The following is a 15,488-nucleotide window of genomic DNA, read 5'->3' as shown; positions in this document are numbered from 1 at the left end:
GCACGACGGTCAGTCGCGACCGCCCGGCGGGCCCGCCACAAGAAGGATGACGAAGATGGCGATGATCGCGACGACCAGGATGACGGCCAGCGACCAGGGCCTGCGCAGAAGAGCGCGCATCGCGCGATCGTGCCATGCGGCATCCCGTGGATCCGCGGTCTGCTCCCGACGCCAGGCGCCGCTCAGCCGCCGGGTGCGGTGCAGCCATAATTCGGTCGGAATGGTGGCGTACGGGATCACCGCGCTCGCGATCGCGACGATCGTCGGCCACGCGCCCCAACGCTGGTTCTTCGCCACGAGCACGGCCGTCGCTCCGTACGCGAGGAACACGAACCCGTGGATGCCGCCGCCGATCGTGACGGCGATGGGCAGGTCGATCGTGGCGCGCAGGATCAACCCCGTGATGAGGAGGGTCCACGAGACCGCCTCGGCGACGGCGGCGGTGCGGAAGAGGGCGAGGGGCGTCCGGAACATGCCTTCAGTATATCTGAAGGTTAGATCGATGTCGGCTGCGGAGGTTCTTCGTGCAGGCCTTCGAGCGCGCTCGTCAGCGTCGGCGCACCGGTGGCGAAGGCCCCGTCCAGGTCTGCCAGCAGGCGGTCGGCGCTCCGCAGGGCGCGTTCGCCGAGTGCCGTGACACGAAGATCGGATGCCGCGCCCGCATGGGCCGTGGCATCCGTCACGAATTCGTTCTCGGCGAGCGACTTCACCGCCGTGTGCGCGGTCTGGACCGTGATCTGAGAGCGGCGAGCGAGCTCGCTGAACGAGATCCCCGGCGTCGCCTCGATGTGGGCGAGCAGGCCGTATTTGCGGGTGGTGAGTCCGACCTCGCGGAGGTGGGCGTTGAGCTGCGCGTCCCACACGGCCGACACCGTCAGGAGCGCGATCACGGGACTGAAAGGAGGTCGTGCCGTCGCCATCGATTACTCCCTGCGTACCCGCGATCCGATCCCCCATGCTACGTCGGAGGCGCCTCGTAGAGTGCAGGCAGGAACCATTGGACGATCCGCAGAGGAGCAGCACGCCATGGACTGGAAGATCGAGTTGATATTCGTGCCGGTGACGGACGTCGACCGGGCGAAGGACTTCTACGTGAAGATCGGCTTCCACGTCGACCACGACCAGACCGTCGGCGACGACCTGCGGTTCGTGCAGCTGACTCCCCCGGGTTCGGCGTGCTCGATCGCCTTCGGCGTCGGCTTGGGGATAGACCTCGAACCCGGTCGCCAGAACACGATCCAGGTGGTCGTGCCCGATGCCGACGGAGCCCTCGCGCAGCTGCGGGCGGCGGGCGTGGTGGCGAGTGGTGTCGACGATCAAGGATGGGGCCGGTTCGTGACCTTCGACGATCCCGACGGAAACACCTGGACCCTGCAGCAGCTTCCGCCGCGCACCTGACAGGCAACGGAGAGGGCGACCGTCGTCATCGGCAGCGGAGGCCGGCGCGGGTAAGAAAGTTACCGATTCCCGGCGTCTGTGGGGGGTAAAAACCTTATCCTCAGGATTGGCTCAGTACACCCGAAATCACCCTTTCTTGTCCCCCAAACGGCCGACAGGGTGTTATCGTTTTCTCAGTCCACCCGGGGTACTGGGGAACTGGGGAAAAGCTGGGGAGCTCTCCGAGTGGGCGCATCACGGGGCATCCGATTTCTGGGGAAATTGAGAGACTTGCGTGAAGCGATCCCCTCCACGCCACAATGCCGTGCGGGCCAGGCGTGAAGGGGACCGAGGAACACTGCAACACCGAGACCCACTGGGGATGGGTCGATTGGCTCGGTCACTGGGGGAGACCGATCGATCAGATCGAGAAGCAGAGCACCCACCTTGATCTTAAGTTGGGCGATGCGCGTTGTCCAACCGACGCGCGCGTCTGCGGCACAGACACAGCAAAAGTCGTCGTCCCGACATCTGAGTCGGGTCGGTCTTCACAGTGCACAGCACGAACGGCGTCTTCCGAGCATTTCTGCTCCGGAGGCGTCGTTCGTCGTTGCGGTCTGATGCGCGACGCGGCGAACTCGGCGGCCGTCTCTTCTTGACGACGTCGGCAGCCGAACCTCGACGACGGCGGCACCCGAGGCGCCGCGGCGGAGGAAGAGCGCTGCCCCCTCGGACACACGATCGAGCGACCGGCATCCGAGGGGGCACGCGTGCACATCGCCCCAGGCGAGTGCATCAACCACGCAAGCGCAGCCCCAGGCGTACTTGCTTGTTTCAAGGCTACGTAATCTGCGCGTTAGCGACCACATCCGTGGGGGTGGTTGACAAACGCCGCGCCCGGCCGATCACTTCCGAGAAGAACGGCCGCCGCTGATCACCGTTCGGTGACCGGCGCCGGCCGTTCTTCTCGTCGTGAGCACGCCGCGGCGGCTCAGGGTGTCAGAAGTCCCAGTCCGCGTCCTCGGTGGCCTCGGCCTTGCCGATCACATACGACGAGCCCGACCCGCTGAAGAAGTCGTGGTTCTCGTCGGCGTTCGGCGACAGAGCGGAGAGGATCGCCGGGTTCACATTCGTGACCGACGACGGGAACATCGCCTCGTACCCGAGGTTCATCAGCGCCTTGTTGGCGTTGTAGTGCAAGAACTTCTTGACGTCCTCCGTCAGGCCGACGCCGTCGTAGAGGTCCTGCGTGTACTGGATCTCGTTGTCGTAGAGCTCGTACAGCAAAGAGAACGTGTAATCCTTCAGATCGTCGCGTTCGGCCTGCGTGACCTTCTCGAGACCCTTCTGGAACTTGTAGCCGATGTAGTAGCCGTGCACGGCTTCGTCTCGGATGATCAGCCGGATGAGGTCGGCCGTGTTGGTGAGCTTCGCACGCGACGACCAGTGCATCGGCAGGTAGAAGCCCGAGTAGAACAGGAAGCTCTCGAGCAGGGTCGACGCGACCTTGCGCTTGAGCGGGCTGTCACCCTGGTAGTACTCCATGACGATCTGAGCCTTCTTCTGGAGGTTCGGGTTCTCGACCGACCACCGGAACGCCTCGTCGATCTCCTTCGTCGAGCACAGCGTCGAGAAGATCGACGAATAGCTCTTCGCGTGTACCGACTCCATGAAGGCGATGTTCGTGTACACCGCCTCTTCGTGCGGAGTGATCGCGTCGGGGATGAGCGAGACCGCGCCGACCGTCGCCTGCACGGTGTCGAGCAGCGTGAGCCCGGTGAAGACGCGCATCGTGAGCAGCTGCTCGTCGGGCGTCAGCGTGTTCCATGACTGGATGTCGTTGGACAGCGGGATCTTCTCCGGCAACCAGAAGTTGTTGACCAGACGGTTCCACACCTCGACGTCTTTATCGTCCTGGATGCGGTTCCAGTTGATGGCCTGCACCTGCGTGAGCAGCTTGAGCTTTTCGGGGGTCATGAACGTCCTCGGTGATCGAATGAATTGAGCGTCACAGCATGCACGAAACGCACTCGGTCATGTCGGTGCCTTCGAGCGCCATCTGCCGGAGGCGGATGTAGTAGATCGTCTTGATGCCCTTGCGCCATGCGTAGATCTGCGCCTTGTTGATGTCGCGCGTCGACGCGGTGTCTTTGAAGAACAGCGTCAGCGACAGCCCCTGGTCGACGTGCTGCGTGGCCACCGCGTACGTGTCGATGACCTTCTCGTAGCCGATCTCGTAGGCGTCCTGGTAGTACTCCAGGTTCTCGTTCGTCATGAACGGCGCCGGGTAGTAGACGCGGCCGAGCTTGCCCTCCTTGCGGATCTCGATCTTCGACGCGATCGGGTGGATCGAGCTCGTCGAGTTGTTGATGTACGAGATCGAGCCGGTCGGCGGCACCGCCTGCAGGTTCTGGTTGTAGATGCCGTGCTGCTGGATGCTGGCCTTCAGAGCCGCCCAGTCCTCCTGCGTCGGGATCGGGATGCCGGCGAAGAGCTCTTTGACCTTCTCGGTCTCGGGCTGCCATGCGGCATCCGTGTACTTGTCGAAGAACTCTCCCGAGGCGTAGGTGGAGTCGGCGAAGCCGTCGAAGGCGACACCACGCTCGATCGCGAGGTTGTTCGAGGCGCGCAGGGCGTGGAACAGCACCGTGTAGAAGTAGATGTTGGTGAAGTCCAGCCCCTCCTCCGACCCGTAGTGCACGTGCTCACGGGCGAGGTAGCCGTGCAGGTTCATCTGCCCCAGGCCGATCGCGTGGGAGCGGTCGTTGCCGTCCTCGATGGAGCGCACAGACGAGATGTGCGACTGCTCGCTGACCGCGGAGAGCGCGCGGATGGCGGTTTCAACCGTGGCACCGAGGTTTCCGCCGTCCATCGCCAGGGCGATGTTCATCGACCCGAGGTTGCACGAGATGTCCTTGCCGATCTCGGCGTAGGAGAGGTCTTCGTTGTACGTCGTGGGCGTGTTGACCTGGAGGATCTCCGAGCACAGGTTGGACATGTTGATCCGACCCTTGATCGGGTTGGCCTTGTTCACCGTGTCCTCGAACATGATGTACGGATAGCCCGACTCGAACTGGATCTCGGCGAGGGTCTGGAAGAACTCGCGCGCGTTGATCTTCGTCTTCTTGATGCGCGCGTCGTCGACCATCTCGCGGTACTTGTCGGTGACGGAGATGTCGCCGAACGGCACACCGTAGACGCGCTCGACGTCGTACGGAGAGAAGAGGTACATGTCTTCGTCGTTCTTGGCGAGCTCGAACGTGATGTCGGGGATGACGACACCGAGCGAGAGCGTCTTGATGCGGATCTTCTCGTCGGCGTTCTCACGCTTCGTGTCGAGGAAGCGCAGGATGTCGGGGTGGTGGGCCGAGAGGTACACCGCACCGGCTCCCTGACGCGCACCGAGCTGGTTCGCGTAGCTGAAGCTGTCTTCGAGCAGCTTCATCACGGGGATGATGCCGCTGGACTGGTTCTCGATCTGCTTGATCGGTGCGCCCGACTCGCGGATGTTGGACAGCAGGAGGGCGACACCACCACCGCGCTTGCTCAACTGCAGCGAGGAGTTGATGCCCCGCGAGATCGACTCCATGTTGTCTTCGATGCGAAGCAGGAAGCACGAGACCAGTTCACCGCGCTGCGCCTTGCCGGTGTTCAGGAACGTCGGTGTCGCGGGCTGGAAGCGACCGGCGATGATCTCTTCGACCAGATCGGTGGCGAGCTTCTGATCGCCGTCGGCGAGGCCGAGGGCCGTCATCACGACGCGATCCTCGAACCGCTCGAGGTACCGCTTGCCGTCGAACGTCTTGAGCGTGTAGCTCGTGTAGTACTTGAAGGCTCCGAGGAACGTGTCGAAACGGAACTTCTTCGCGTACGCCAGGTCGTTGAGCTCCTGGATGAACTCGGGGGTGTACTTCGCCAGCACGGCCGGCTCGTAGTACTCCTTCTCGACCAGGTAGTCCAAGCGCTCCTGCAGGGAGTGGAAGAACACCGTGTTCTGGTTGACGTGCTGCAGGAAGTACTCGCGCGCCGCCCGCTTGTCAGCGTCGAACTGGATCTTCCCGTCCTCGTCGTAGAGGTTGAGCATCGCGTTCAGGGCGTGATAATCGAGCCCCTCGAAGCGCGCGTTCACCTTGAATTCGGCCTCAGTCAGCGCAGTTTCCACCATCGTTCCAATCCGTCGCTCACGCGATCCACGTCTTCGGGCGTGCCGAAGACTTCCAGCCGATACAAGTGCGGTACTCGGCACTTGCGGCTGATGATGTCACCGGCGGCGCAGAACGCGTCGCCGAAGTTCGTGTTGCCCGCGGAGATGACCCCGCGGATCAGGCTCCGATTGCCCTCGTCGTTGAGGAACCGGATGACCTGTTTGGGTACGGCCCCGCGTTCCTCTCCTCTACCCTGTCCCCCGCCGTACGTGGGCGTGACCAGGACGAAAGGTTCGTCGACGTGGAGCAGGGGCTCGCCGCCGGTGAGCGGAATCCGCATCGCCGGCATGCCCAACTTCTCGATGAATCGCGCCGTGTTGCCGGACACGCTGGAGAAGTAGACCAGCAGCGGCGCTTCTGTCGCTGTCTGCATGAGCGCCGCCGGGGTGTCAGGCCAGGCGGCTGGCGAGTTCGTCGATCTTGTCGGGACGGAATCCCGACCAGTGGTCTTCATCGGTGATGACGACCGGCGCCTGGAGGTAGCCGAGCGCCTTGACCTGCTCGAGCGCACCGGCGTCCTGGGAGAGATCGAGGACCTCGTATTCGATCCCCTTCGAATCCAGCGCGCGATAGGTCGCCGTGCACTGAACGCACGAGGGCTTGGTGTAGACCGTGATTGCCATGTTGACCCGTTTCTCCCCTCAGTTCGTCTGCTTCTCCCGGTAGACCCCACCGGGATGACCAATACTACATATGGGTACCGACATTGGAAAGCACCACAAGGGCTAGTAGTTACATCGGTGTGATTATCCACACCTCTCCCCAGGTACAACACACGTTGTCCACCGATTCATCCACAGGCGCGGGTCGGGTTTCGAAGCTCGGAAAGCCCCGAATCCCGCCGATCTCGCTGCCCGCCCGGCTATCCATCCACAGGTGCTCCTGCGTCGGCCGCTAGACGCAGCGGATTCGATGCCGTCGGGCGGTTCCGGCGTGTCGCGGGCCGCGGCGCGGATCGGTAGCGTGGGTGACCATGGCCGGGTATCGAGAGCTGCTGCGCACGCGCGGAGTGGGGCGCATCATCGCCGCGCAACTCACGGCTCGCTTCCCGAACGGCATGACCAGCCTGGCCATCCTTCTGCACATCGAGCACGTGACGGGCTCGTACGGCGCCGCCGGCCTCGTCCTGGCGGCGACGTCGATCGGCCAGGCGCTCGCCGGCCCCGTCACCAGTCGATGGATGGGCATCTGGGGCATGCGCAAGGTGCTCAGCATCACCCTCGTGATCTGCGCCATCTCGCTGACCACCATCGGGCTGGTCGAGATGCCCTTGCCGGCCTACATGGCCTTGGGGCTGCTCGCCGGGCTCTCCACCCCGCCCGTGCAGTCGGCGGTCCGCACCATCTATCCGAAGATGGTGAACTCCCGACAGCTGACCGCACTGTTCTCCCTCGACGCCTCGCTGCAGGAGATCATCTGGATCCTCGCGCCCGTCGTCATCACGCTCGTCGCCACTCAGGCCGGCACCGTGCCCGCCATCCTTCTCATCGTCGTCATCCTCATCGGCGGCGGGGCGTGGTTCATCCTCTCCCCCGAGCTCGGGCGCGTGCGCATCCCCCGCAGCCGGCGGAAGCTGGGCGTCGTCCTCACGAAAGCACCCGTGCTGCTGGCCACGGTCGTCGGCTTCCTGCTGATCGGCGCGTGCAGCGCCGTCGAGGCGGGCGTGGTCGCCACCTTCGGACACGGCGGCCTCGAGGCCGGGCTCGTCCTCGCCGTCTTCTCGGTGGGCAGCCTCGCCGGCGGACTCCTGTCGGGACGCATCCCGATGAGCTCCTGGTCGATGGCGCGACGACTGACCATCGTCACGATCGGCCTCGCCCTCACCCTTCCGGTGATGTTCGCCGCGGCGCAGCCGAACGTGTGGTGGCTGGGCATCACCCTCGTCCTCGCCGGAGTCGGCATCGCACCGGCACTGGCGCTCATCTTCGCGATCACCTCCGCGAGCGTGAAATTCAGCGACACCGCCGAGGCTTTCGGCTGGGTCGGCACCGGACAGCTCATCGGTGCGGCCGCCGGTTCTGCGGTCGCCGGCTTCCTCATCGACGGGGTGGGCCCGTGGGGTGCATACACGGCGGCGACGGCGTTCGCACTGGTCGGCGTACTCGTCTCGGCGGCGTTCGTGCGCGGCTTCCCCGACCTGCGCGGCCGTGATGCCAGTCCGATTCCCGACACCGAGCCGGTTCCCACGATCACGTGACCCGGCGTGCGTTGTCATGCGGGTGACGTAGGGAGCGCATAGGACGCTCATATCGCCGTGCGGTTGCGTGGAGACATGACATCGCGCTTCCACGACCGCCCGTCCGACGACGCCCCCGACGCCCACGGCACCCGCGTGTGGGAGGACGAGAACGGCGTCCCCATCGATGAAGACCACCGTGGTCTGGTGTACGACGTGCAGACGCTCGTCAACCGCCGCCGCGCGCTCGGGATCTTCGGGGGACTCACGCTGACCTCCCTGCTCACCGCGTGCGGTGTCACCGCAGAGGCGGACGCCTCCGCCACGGCGACCGCGAGCGCCACGCGCGCATCGTCGACGCCGACCGCGTCGGCCACCGCGACGGCCGACGCATCCGTCCCGCTCGATGAGGTCCCCGATGAGACAGCCGGTCCGTACCCGGGTGACGGCTCGAACGGGGTGAACGTGCTCGACGACTCGGGAATCGTCCGCAGCGACATCCGCGCGAGCTTCGGCTCTTCCACGACCGTCGCGCCGGGCATTCCCCTCGTCATCGCGCTGACGGTCCGCGACGCCGCGACCGGTGCCGCGCTCGCCGGCAAAGGCGTCTACGTGTGGCATTGCGATCGCGACGGCAACTACTCGCTGTACAGCTCGGGCGTCGAGAACGAGAACTATCTGAGAGGGGTGCAGCAGACCGACGCCAACGGGCTGGTGACCTTCACCAGCATCTATCCCGCGTGCTACTCCGGCCGGTGGCCGCACATCCACTTCGAGGTCTACGACGATGTCGACAGCGCCGTCACGTCCGGTCCGATCGTGAAGACCTCACAGATGGCGCTCCCGGAGGAGATCGACTCGGCCGTCTACGCGACCGCGGGGTATGAACAGAGTGTCCGCAACCTCGCGCAGACCTCACTGCAGTCCGACATGGTGTTCGGCGATGACGGCGGGATCCACCAGATGGCCACGATGTCGGGTTCGGTGTCCACGGGCTACTCCGCGACGTTGACGGTGGGTGTCTGAGGACCGCCCCCCTCCCCGCTCGCATCAGGCGATGCGGCGCAGCAGCTCGAGCACGGCGAGCGCGTACGCATCCGCGGGCTCCGGATGCTGGAAGGCGAACACGTCTTCCCCCGTGCCCTCGGGCCGACGCACCGCGATCTCGACCTCGTACGTGTCGGGGAGACGCCGTAGGGCGCGGAACGCGGTGCGCAGCATCTCCCGCAGCTGGCTTTCATGGGGCAGCCACAGGGCGTCCTCGAGGGCGACCGAATCCAGGGCCCATTCGGTGGTTCCGTTGAACGCCAAAATGCTTCCCGTGGAATACGACCGTGGCTCGATCGTCATGTCGCTCACGGTGAAAACGTCCGCGTCGAACTCCGGCTCGTTCAACTGGAACCGATCACCCGATGCCGGGCGCCAGACGAGTCCGGCTTGGCGCAGAGCCGCAGCGGATTCCGTAGAGATCATGGAGACAATCATGGCCCGGGATGCGGCGACCGCGGGCCGCTCCTCGAGCGAGCACTCGCCCGTCCCCGTCGTCCCGTCCGCGCGCCCTCGAGGTTCTCCGGATGCCGCGAGCTGACGCCGACGGCGGCCGAGCGGACGAGAATGGTGCGGTGACCTCCTTCGATCCCGCGGCGCTCCTGCCCGACGACCTGCTCGCCCGCTTCCGTGAGCGCGCGGTCGTCCATGACCGCGAGAACACCTTTCCACACAACGACCTCGCCGAGCTTCAGGCCGCCGGATACCTCGCGATCCTCGTGCCGGTCGATCGCGGCGGATCCGGGCTGAGCCTGGTCGAGGCATCCGTCCTGCAGCAGCGCCTCGCGACGGCGGCACCGGCGACCGCCCTGGCGATCAACATGCACCTCGTGTGGACCGGGGTCGCCAAAGTGATGCAGGACCGCGGTATCGACGACCTCGCATTCGTGCAGACGGGCGCCGCCGCCGGCGAGATCTTCGCGTTCGGGATCAGCGAGGCCGGCAACGACCTCGTGCTGTTCGGGAGCGAGACGGATGCCGCGCCCCGGGCCGATGGGGCGTATACGTTCACCGGGACCAAGATCTTCACGACCCTGTCGCCGGTCTGGACGCAGCTGGGGATGCACGGCCTGGACACCACGTCGCCGGATGCGCCTCAGATGATCTACGCCTTCGTCCCACGCAGCGACGCGGTCGTGACGCGCGATGACTGGGACACCCTGGGCATGCGCGCGACGCAGAGTCGCACCACCGAGCTGCACGGCGCCGTCGCCCCCGCCGATCGCGTCGTGCGCCGGGTGGCTCCGGGTCCGAACCCCGACCCGATCGTGTTCGGGATCTTCAGCGTCTTCGAGGTGCTGATCGCATCGGTGTACACGGGCATCGCCCGGCGAGCGCTCGAGGTCGCCGTCGAGACGGCCGGCGCACGGCGATCGAAGAAGACCGGCAAGGCGTACAGCCAGGATCCCGACATCCGCTGGCGCATCGCCGACATGGCGCTCGCCTACGACGCCCTTCCCCCGCAGATCGCTTCGCTCGCCCGCGATATCGATCAGGGCGCGGACCGCGGATCGCAGTGGTTCGCACAGCTGTCGGGCCTGAAGCACCGCGCGGTCGTCACGGCCAAGCAGGTCGTCGACGAAGCGATCCTCGTCAGCGGCGGGTCTTCCTACTTCTCGCGCTCCGAGTTGAGCCGGCTCTACCGAGACGTCCTGGCCGGGATGTTCCATCCGTCCGACCCCGAGTCGGTCCACTCCACCGTGGCCGGCGCATGGCTCGGTCCGCTTCAGCCGTAGAAGTCCGACCTAGCGCCGGTCGAAGTCGAACGCCTTCAGCAGTTCGGCGACGGCCTGGTCGCGCTGCTCGCCGCCCGCGTCGAACATCTCGGTCACGTGGGTGCGCAGGTGGTTCTCGAGCAGCAGCCGGTTCAGCGACTCCAGGGCCCGCTCGATGGCTCGGGACTGGGCGATGATGTCCATGCAGTAGTCCTCGCCCTCGATCATCTTGGCGAGGCCCCGGAGCTGCCCCTCCAGGATGCTGGTGCGGTGCAGGGCGCGCTTCTTGATGTCGTCGATCACGCCGCAAGGCTACCGCCGAGGCTCTCCTCGCCGCGGCCCGCATGCCGCCCTCGTGCGAGGATGGGCCGCATGGCCCGCACTCCCCCTGCTCTGCTCAGTCCCGCGGACCAGGAGCGGCGTCGAGCCCTGAGTCTGATGAAGACCGTCGCGCTCGGCGCGCTCGTGTTCATGGCCGTGCTCTTCGTCGTCGCGTTCACGCTGCAGGAACGCTACCCGTGGCTGGACTACGTCCGTGCCGCCGCGGAGGGCGGCATGGTGGGCGCGCTTGCGGACTGGTTCGCGGTCACCGCGCTCTTCCGGCATCCGCTCGGCATCCCGATTCCGCACACCGCGATCATCCCGAATCGCAAGGACGAGATCGGCCGCACACTCGGAGAGTTCGTCGAGACGAACTTCCTCTCCGAGGAGGTCGTGCGCACCAAGCTCGATTCCCTGTCGATCGCCACGAGTGTCGGCAGATGGCTCACCGACCCGGAGCCTTCTGCGCAGGGGCAGACCCACGCCCAGCGCGTCATCTCCGAAGGCGCCACCATGGCGACGGGGGTGCTGAACGCCCTCAGCGACGACGACGTGAACGGCATCATCGAGGACCTCGCACGCACGCATCTGATCATGCCCGAGTGGGGCCCGCCGCTCGGGGGATGGCTCGAGCGGATCGTGGCATCCGGAGCGCATCACGGCGCCGTCGACATGGCCGCCGAGAACGTCGCGGCGTGGCTCGAGGGCAACCACGCGGCCTTCGACGGGCTGGTGTCTCGACGACTGCCGACGTGGGTGCCCTCGCTGGCGCACCGCCTCGTCGACGACACGATCTACAACGAGGCCGTGAGGTTCGTCGCCGCGGTGCGGGCCGATCCTGATCACCCGGCCCGCCACGCGATCGACGCCTACCTCGAACGACTGGCCGACGGTCTGCAGCACGACCCCGCCACGATCGGCCGACTCGAGGACAGCAAGATCGCCGTGTTCGACAGTCCGCGCGTGCGCGAGCTCGCCGCCGCCGCCTGGAACACGGCCAAGACCGGACTGCTGACCGCCCTCGCCGACCCCGACAGCGGCTTGCGCACGCGCGCCACAGCGGCACTCGTCGACGTGGGCGGGAGATTGCGGACGGATGCTGCGCTCCAACGTCGCGTGGACGACTGGGTCGGCCAGGGAGCGGTGTTCCTCGTGAGTCGCTACCGCCACGACATCGCCTCGATCATCACCGACACCGTCGAACGCTGGGATCCGGCCGAGACGACGGAGAAGATCGAGCTCATGGTTGGTCGAGACCTGCAGTACATCCGCCTGAACGGCACCATCGTGGGCGCGCTGGCCGGGCTGGCGATCTTCACGATCGCACATGCGTTTCTCGGCTGACCGGAGCGCCCGCAGCGGCTAGCCTGAACGCGTGGCCGCCGATCAGCTCCTCTTCACGTACGGGACGCTGCAGCAGTCCGAGGTGCAGCTCGACACTTTCGGTCGCCTGCCCCTCGCCGAGGCCGATGCGCTGCCCGGCTACCGCGTGTCCTACGCCGAGATCGACGACCCTCGGGTGGTCGAGGTGTCGGGACTCGCGGTGCACCCGATCGTCACGGCGACCGGCGACCCGCGCGACAAGGTGACGGGCTCCGTGCTGCTGATCAGCGACGATGAGCTGGAAGCGGCCGACGAGTACGAGGTCGCGCTCTACGTGCGCACCGCGGCCGTGCTGAGCAGCGGGCGCACCGCCTGGGTCTACGTGAGCGTGCGATGAGTGAACGTGGGACGGCTGCTTCGAGGAAAGATGGTGCGGACATGATCCGGCTTGTGCTCGTCCGCCACGCGAAGTCGGATTGGGGCGACCCCGATCTCGACGATCACGATCGACCCCTGAACGCGCGCGGGCTGAGGGATGCCCCGGTGATGGCCCGCAGGCTCGCCGACACCGGATTCCTGCCCGACGTGATCGTGTCGAGCACGGCCGTACGGGCACGCACGACCGCCGAAGCATTCGGGGCGGAACTCGGCACCGCGGTCGACCTCGAGCCGAGCCTCTACGGCGCCCCGCCCCGGACGCTGCTCGCGGTCGCGGCCGCCACCAGGGCGCGGTCGGTCGTGCTCGTCGCGCACGACCCCGGCATGTCGACCCTCGCGGGCGATCTGTCCGGCGACGGGGTGAGCCGGATGCCGACGTGCGCGGTCGCCACCTTCACCTGGACAGATGCTCAGTGGGACACCGTGGACGCCCTGGCCCCGGATGACTGGACGTTCGACGCCCCCGGCCTCGCCTGAGTCGTCGATCCGGCGGCGTCCTCAGCGCACCACGAGCAGCGGCTCGACCAGGACATGGGCGTGGCCGGGCGTTGTCGAGCGCGGAGCGATCGAAAGCCCCTCCCCCATCAGGAGGTCCATGGCCCCGGCGGCGACGCGTTCGGGCAGCTGCTCGACGCTCGACAGGCCCAGGGCCTCCGCCGCAGGGGTGTTGTCGAATCCGATGATGGGCAGGTCCGCACGACCACCGGCCACCGCGGCGAGGTGCGCCCCGATGGCGAGCGAGTCGCTCGCGCACACGATCGCGTCGATGGCCCTGTCGACGAGGACGCGCTCGACCACCTGCCGAGCCGCGGCGACGTTCTCCACCGCGACCAGGCGTGGCGCAGCATCCGTGCCCGCCGCCTCGCCCATCGCCTCACGCCACCCGCGTTCGCGGTCGTCGCCCGTGCCGGACCCCGCGGGCCAGCCCAGGAACGCGACACGTTCCCCGGAGGCGGCACGCAGGTGATCGGTGGCGGCGCGTGTGCCGGCCGCCCCGTCGACGTCGACCCAGAGGTGCTGCGGGTCGTCGATGTCGTCGAGACCCCAGGGGCGGCCGAACGACACGAAGGGCAGCCCGCGCTGCGTCAGCCATCCCGTGCGCGGGTCGCCGTGGAACGTTCCCGTGATGAGCACCGCGTCGACGTCTCCGCCGTCCACGAGCTCTCCCATGCGCGCGATCTCCTCCTCGGGGCTCCGCGCGGCGTAGAGCAGCACCCGCATCCCGCGATCGCTGGCGTGCTCGGCAAGAGCGTGCACGAACCGGTCGAGCACGACGCCCGAGATGCCGCCCGCGTACGGATCGAGGTGCACGCCGATGGTGGAGCTGCGCTGCGTGCGGAGGCGACGTGCCGACGCGTGCGGCGCGTACCCGAGCGCGGAGATCGCCGCGCGCACACGTTCGCGGGTGCCGTCGCGCACGACCTCGGGCGAATTCAGCACGTTGCTGACCGTCTGTCGCGAGACCCCCGCCTGTCGTGCCACGTCCTCGATCGTGGCGGCCCTCTGCATGGTCATTTCGCTCCTCGCCACCCCTTGACATCACCGTCATCGACACTCAAGCTTGGCACTACACGGCAATTTGAACGATCAAATTTCTAGTCTGATGGAATCGAAGGAGATGTCATGACGCGATACACAGCACGCGCGGCCCTCGGAATCGGTGGGATCGCGGCGGTCGCCGCACTCACCCTCAGCGGGTGCGGCCAGGGATTCAGCGGAGGCGGGAGCAGCAGCGACACGGCGTCCGGCGAGCTCACCTCCTCGGACTCGGCGCTCACGGTGATGATCGGCTCGAGCGGCGACGCCGAGACCAAGGCCGTCGAAGACGCCGTCGCGGCGTGGTCGGCGGACTCGGGAGTGGAGGCCTCGGTCACCGTCGCCACCAATCTCTCGCAGCAGCTGTCCCAGGGCTTCGCTGCGGGCTCCCCGCCCGACCTGTTCTACCTGGCCGCGGACTCGATCGCGTCGTACGCGGGCAACGGCTCGCTGAAGGCGTACGGCGACATGCTCGCCAACAAGGACGACTTCTACCCCTCCCTCGTGCAGAACTTCACCGTCGACGACACGTTCTACTGCGCGCCGAAGGACTTCTCGACGCTCCAGCTCGTGATCAACACCGACCTGTGGACCCAGGCAGGGTTGACGGATGCCGACATCCCGACGTCGTGGGATCAGCTGGCAGCCGACGCGCAGAAGCTGACGAACGGCACCACGAAGGGTCTCGTCATCAGCGGCGAGTACGCCCGGCTCGGAGCCTTCATGGCGCAGGCCGGGGGACGCCTCGTCTCGGAGGACGGGACGACGGCGGAAGCCACCAGCGACGCGAACGTCGAAGCGCTGACCTATGTGCAGGAGCACCTCAACGACGGTTCGTTCGCCTACGCGAAGGATGTCGGCGCGGGGTGGGGCGGCGAGGCCTTCGGTAAGCAGCTCGGTGCGATGACGATCGAGGGCAACTGGATCACCGGCGCTCTTTCGGCCGACTACCCCGACGTCAACTACACGATCGCAGAGCTCCCCGCCGGCCCCGCCGGCAAGGGCACGCTGCAGTTCACCAACTGCTGGGGCATGGCAGCGGACAGCCCCAACCAGGAGGCGGCGCTCGACCTGGCCGAGTACATGACCTCGTCCGAGCAGCAGCTCGCGTTCTCGAAGGCCTTCGGACCGATGCCGTCGGTGCAGTCCGCGGCCGACGACTGGTCATCCGCCAACCCGAATCTGGTCCCGTTCCTCACGGGTGCCGACTATGCGCAGGGCGTGCCGACCAATGCGGGTGTCACCGACGTCATCGGCGACTTCAACTCCCAGCTCGAGACGCTGAAGACGGCGGATCCGAACACCATTCTCGAGTCGGTGCAGGCCAACCTCGAGAGCGTCGTCGGCTGA

The 15,488-nt window shown here is 66.6% G+C and carries 17 protein-coding genes; 8 read left to right on the top strand and 9 right to left on the bottom strand.

Translation table 11 applies throughout. The features are described from left to right. Positions 1-9 precede the first annotated feature (9 nt). Positions 10-474 (bottom strand): DUF3817 domain-containing protein, encoded by a 465-nt coding sequence (locus ACFM35_RS02885; RefSeq protein WP_378838102.1) that lies wholly within the window; start codon positions 472-474, stop codon positions 10-12. A gap of 20 nt (positions 475-494) precedes the next feature. Continuing rightward, complete coding sequence (locus ACFM35_RS02880) at positions 495-920, bottom strand: MarR family winged helix-turn-helix transcriptional regulator (RefSeq protein ID WP_378838099.1); 426 nt, start codon at positions 918-920, stop codon at positions 495-497. Positions 921-1,026: 106 nt separating this feature from the next. On the opposite strand from ACFM35_RS02880, the gene ACFM35_RS02875 reads away from it, so the two are divergent. After that, complete coding sequence (locus tag ACFM35_RS02875) at positions 1,027-1,398, top strand: VOC family protein (protein WP_378838096.1); 372 nt, start codon at positions 1,027-1,029, stop codon at positions 1,396-1,398. 978 nt (positions 1,399-2,376) lie between these two features. Here the strand turns inward: ACFM35_RS02875 and nrdF are convergent. From nrdF to nrdH, 4 genes are read right to left on the bottom strand one after another with little or no spacing between them, the layout of a single operon-like run. Continuing rightward, entirely contained in the window at positions 2,377-3,354 is a 978-nt protein-coding gene (gene nrdF / locus ACFM35_RS02870) for a class 1b ribonucleoside-diphosphate reductase subunit beta (protein ID WP_378838094.1), read from the bottom strand. Between the two features lie 31 nt (positions 3,355-3,385). Continuing rightward, on the bottom strand, positions 3,386-5,542 hold the full coding sequence (nrdE, locus tag ACFM35_RS02865) for a class 1b ribonucleoside-diphosphate reductase subunit alpha (protein ID WP_378838091.1): 2,157 nt from the start codon (positions 5,540-5,542) through the stop codon (positions 3,386-3,388). After that, a complete protein-coding gene (gene nrdI / locus ACFM35_RS02860) occupies positions 5,524-5,955 on the bottom strand; it encodes a class Ib ribonucleoside-diphosphate reductase assembly flavoprotein NrdI (RefSeq protein WP_378838088.1) in 432 nt (143 codons plus the stop codon). The genes nrdE and nrdI overlap by 19 nt, the downstream gene beginning before the upstream one ends. A gap of 16 nt (positions 5,956-5,971) precedes the next feature. Beyond that, positions 5,972-6,205: a glutaredoxin-like protein NrdH gene (gene nrdH, locus ACFM35_RS02855; protein ID WP_378838086.1), complete on the bottom strand. Its 234-nt coding sequence runs from the start codon at positions 6,203-6,205 to the stop codon at positions 5,972-5,974. A 350-nt stretch (positions 6,206-6,555) separates the two neighbouring features. Between nrdH and ACFM35_RS02850 the strand changes: the two genes are divergently transcribed. Further along, entirely contained in the window at positions 6,556-7,779 is a 1,224-nt protein-coding gene (locus ACFM35_RS02850) for an MFS transporter (protein ID WP_378838083.1), read from the top strand. 75 nt (positions 7,780-7,854) lie between these two features. After that, positions 7,855-8,784 carry an intradiol ring-cleavage dioxygenase gene (locus ACFM35_RS02845; RefSeq protein ID WP_378838081.1) on the top strand — a complete coding sequence of 310 codons (930 nt, stop codon included), beginning with the start codon at positions 7,855-7,857 and terminating at the stop codon, positions 8,782-8,784. A gap of 24 nt (positions 8,785-8,808) precedes the next feature. Here the strand turns inward: ACFM35_RS02845 and ACFM35_RS02840 are convergent, their stop codons facing one another. Then, positions 8,809-9,231 (bottom strand): pilus assembly protein CpaE, encoded by a 423-nt coding sequence (locus tag ACFM35_RS02840; protein ID WP_378838078.1) that lies wholly within the window; start codon positions 9,229-9,231, stop codon positions 8,809-8,811. Positions 9,232-9,380: 149 nt separating this feature from the next. Between ACFM35_RS02840 and ACFM35_RS02835 the strand changes: the two genes are divergently transcribed. Beyond that, positions 9,381-10,541 (top strand): acyl-CoA dehydrogenase family protein, encoded by a 1,161-nt coding sequence (locus tag ACFM35_RS02835; protein WP_378838076.1) that lies wholly within the window; start codon positions 9,381-9,383, stop codon positions 10,539-10,541. Between the two features lie 9 nt (positions 10,542-10,550). Here the strand turns inward: ACFM35_RS02835 and ACFM35_RS02830 are convergent, their stop codons facing one another. Then, positions 10,551-10,823, bottom strand: a complete 273-nt coding sequence (locus ACFM35_RS02830) for a metal-sensitive transcriptional regulator (protein WP_378838074.1) — start codon at positions 10,821-10,823, stop codon at positions 10,551-10,553. Positions 10,824-10,892: 69 nt separating this feature from the next. Here ACFM35_RS02830 and ACFM35_RS02825 point away from each other — a divergent pair, with 69 nt between their 5' ends. The 3 genes from ACFM35_RS02825 to ACFM35_RS02815 are packed head-to-tail and all read left to right on the top strand — an operon-like array spanning position 10,893 to position 13,079. Continuing rightward, a complete protein-coding gene (locus ACFM35_RS02825) occupies positions 10,893-12,185 on the top strand; it encodes a DUF445 domain-containing protein (protein WP_378838072.1) in 1,293 nt (430 codons plus the stop codon). 31 nt (positions 12,186-12,216) lie between these two features. Continuing rightward, positions 12,217-12,561, top strand: a complete 345-nt coding sequence (locus ACFM35_RS02820; RefSeq protein ID WP_378838070.1) for a gamma-glutamylcyclotransferase family protein — start codon at positions 12,217-12,219, stop codon at positions 12,559-12,561. Between the two features lie 41 nt (positions 12,562-12,602). Beyond that, a complete protein-coding gene (locus ACFM35_RS02815) occupies positions 12,603-13,079 on the top strand; it encodes a SixA phosphatase family protein (protein WP_378838068.1) in 477 nt (158 codons plus the stop codon). Between the two features lie 21 nt (positions 13,080-13,100). Here the strand turns inward: ACFM35_RS02815 and ACFM35_RS02810 are convergent, their stop codons facing one another. Beyond that, positions 13,101-14,111 carry a LacI family DNA-binding transcriptional regulator gene (locus ACFM35_RS02810; RefSeq protein WP_378838632.1) on the bottom strand — a complete coding sequence of 337 codons (1,011 nt, stop codon included), beginning with the start codon at positions 14,109-14,111 and terminating at the stop codon, positions 13,101-13,103. Between the two features lie 114 nt (positions 14,112-14,225). Between ACFM35_RS02810 and ACFM35_RS02805 the strand changes: the two genes are divergently transcribed. Then, positions 14,226-15,488, top strand: coding sequence for a sugar ABC transporter substrate-binding protein (locus ACFM35_RS02805; protein ID WP_378838066.1), 1,263 nt, complete (start codon positions 14,226-14,228; stop codon positions 15,486-15,488).

This window comes from Microbacterium songi, from assembly GCF_042747925.1.
In the GTDB taxonomy this organism is placed as follows: domain Bacteria; phylum Actinomycetota; class Actinomycetes; order Actinomycetales; family Microbacteriaceae; genus Microbacterium.
Note: the sequence above shows the minus strand (reverse complement) of the source record. Positions and strands in the feature narration are given on the sequence as shown.

What these genes read in the sequence shown, in the direction of transcription:
- nrdF (WP_378838094.1), bottom strand. Translation starts at nt 3,354, where the DNA reads ATGACCCCCGAAAAGCTCAAGCTGCTCACGCAGGTGCAGGCCATCAAC.
- ACFM35_RS02840 (WP_378838078.1), bottom strand. Translation starts at nt 9,231, where the DNA reads ATGATCTCTACGGAATCCGCTGCGGCTCTGCGCCAAGCCGGACTCGTC.
- ACFM35_RS02805 (WP_378838066.1), top strand. Translation starts at nt 14,226, where the DNA reads ATGACGCGATACACAGCACGCGCGGCCCTCGGAATCGGTGGGATCGCG.
- ACFM35_RS02850 (WP_378838083.1), top strand. Translation starts at nt 6,556, where the DNA reads ATGGCCGGGTATCGAGAGCTGCTGCGCACGCGCGGAGTGGGGCGCATC.
- ACFM35_RS02815 (WP_378838068.1), top strand. Translation starts at nt 12,603, where the DNA reads ATGATCCGGCTTGTGCTCGTCCGCCACGCGAAGTCGGATTGGGGCGAC.
- ACFM35_RS02825 (WP_378838072.1), top strand. Translation starts at nt 10,893, where the DNA reads ATGGCCCGCACTCCCCCTGCTCTGCTCAGTCCCGCGGACCAGGAGCGG.
- nrdE (WP_378838091.1), bottom strand. Translation starts at nt 5,542, where the DNA reads ATGGTGGAAACTGCGCTGACTGAGGCCGAATTCAAGGTGAACGCGCGC.
- ACFM35_RS02880 (WP_378838099.1), bottom strand. Translation starts at nt 920, where the DNA reads ATGGCGACGGCACGACCTCCTTTCAGTCCCGTGATCGCGCTCCTGACG.
- ACFM35_RS02845 (WP_378838081.1), top strand. Translation starts at nt 7,855, where the DNA reads ATGACATCGCGCTTCCACGACCGCCCGTCCGACGACGCCCCCGACGCC.
- ACFM35_RS02875 (WP_378838096.1), top strand. Translation starts at nt 1,027, where the DNA reads ATGGACTGGAAGATCGAGTTGATATTCGTGCCGGTGACGGACGTCGAC.
- nrdH (WP_378838086.1), bottom strand. Translation starts at nt 6,205, where the DNA reads ATGGCAATCACGGTCTACACCAAGCCCTCGTGCGTTCAGTGCACGGCG.
- ACFM35_RS02885 (WP_378838102.1), bottom strand. Translation starts at nt 474, where the DNA reads ATGTTCCGGACGCCCCTCGCCCTCTTCCGCACCGCCGCCGTCGCCGAG.
- ACFM35_RS02810 (WP_378838632.1), bottom strand. Translation starts at nt 14,111, where the DNA reads ATGCAGAGGGCCGCCACGATCGAGGACGTGGCACGACAGGCGGGGGTC.
- nrdI (WP_378838088.1), bottom strand. Translation starts at nt 5,955, where the DNA reads ATGCAGACAGCGACAGAAGCGCCGCTGCTGGTCTACTTCTCCAGCGTG.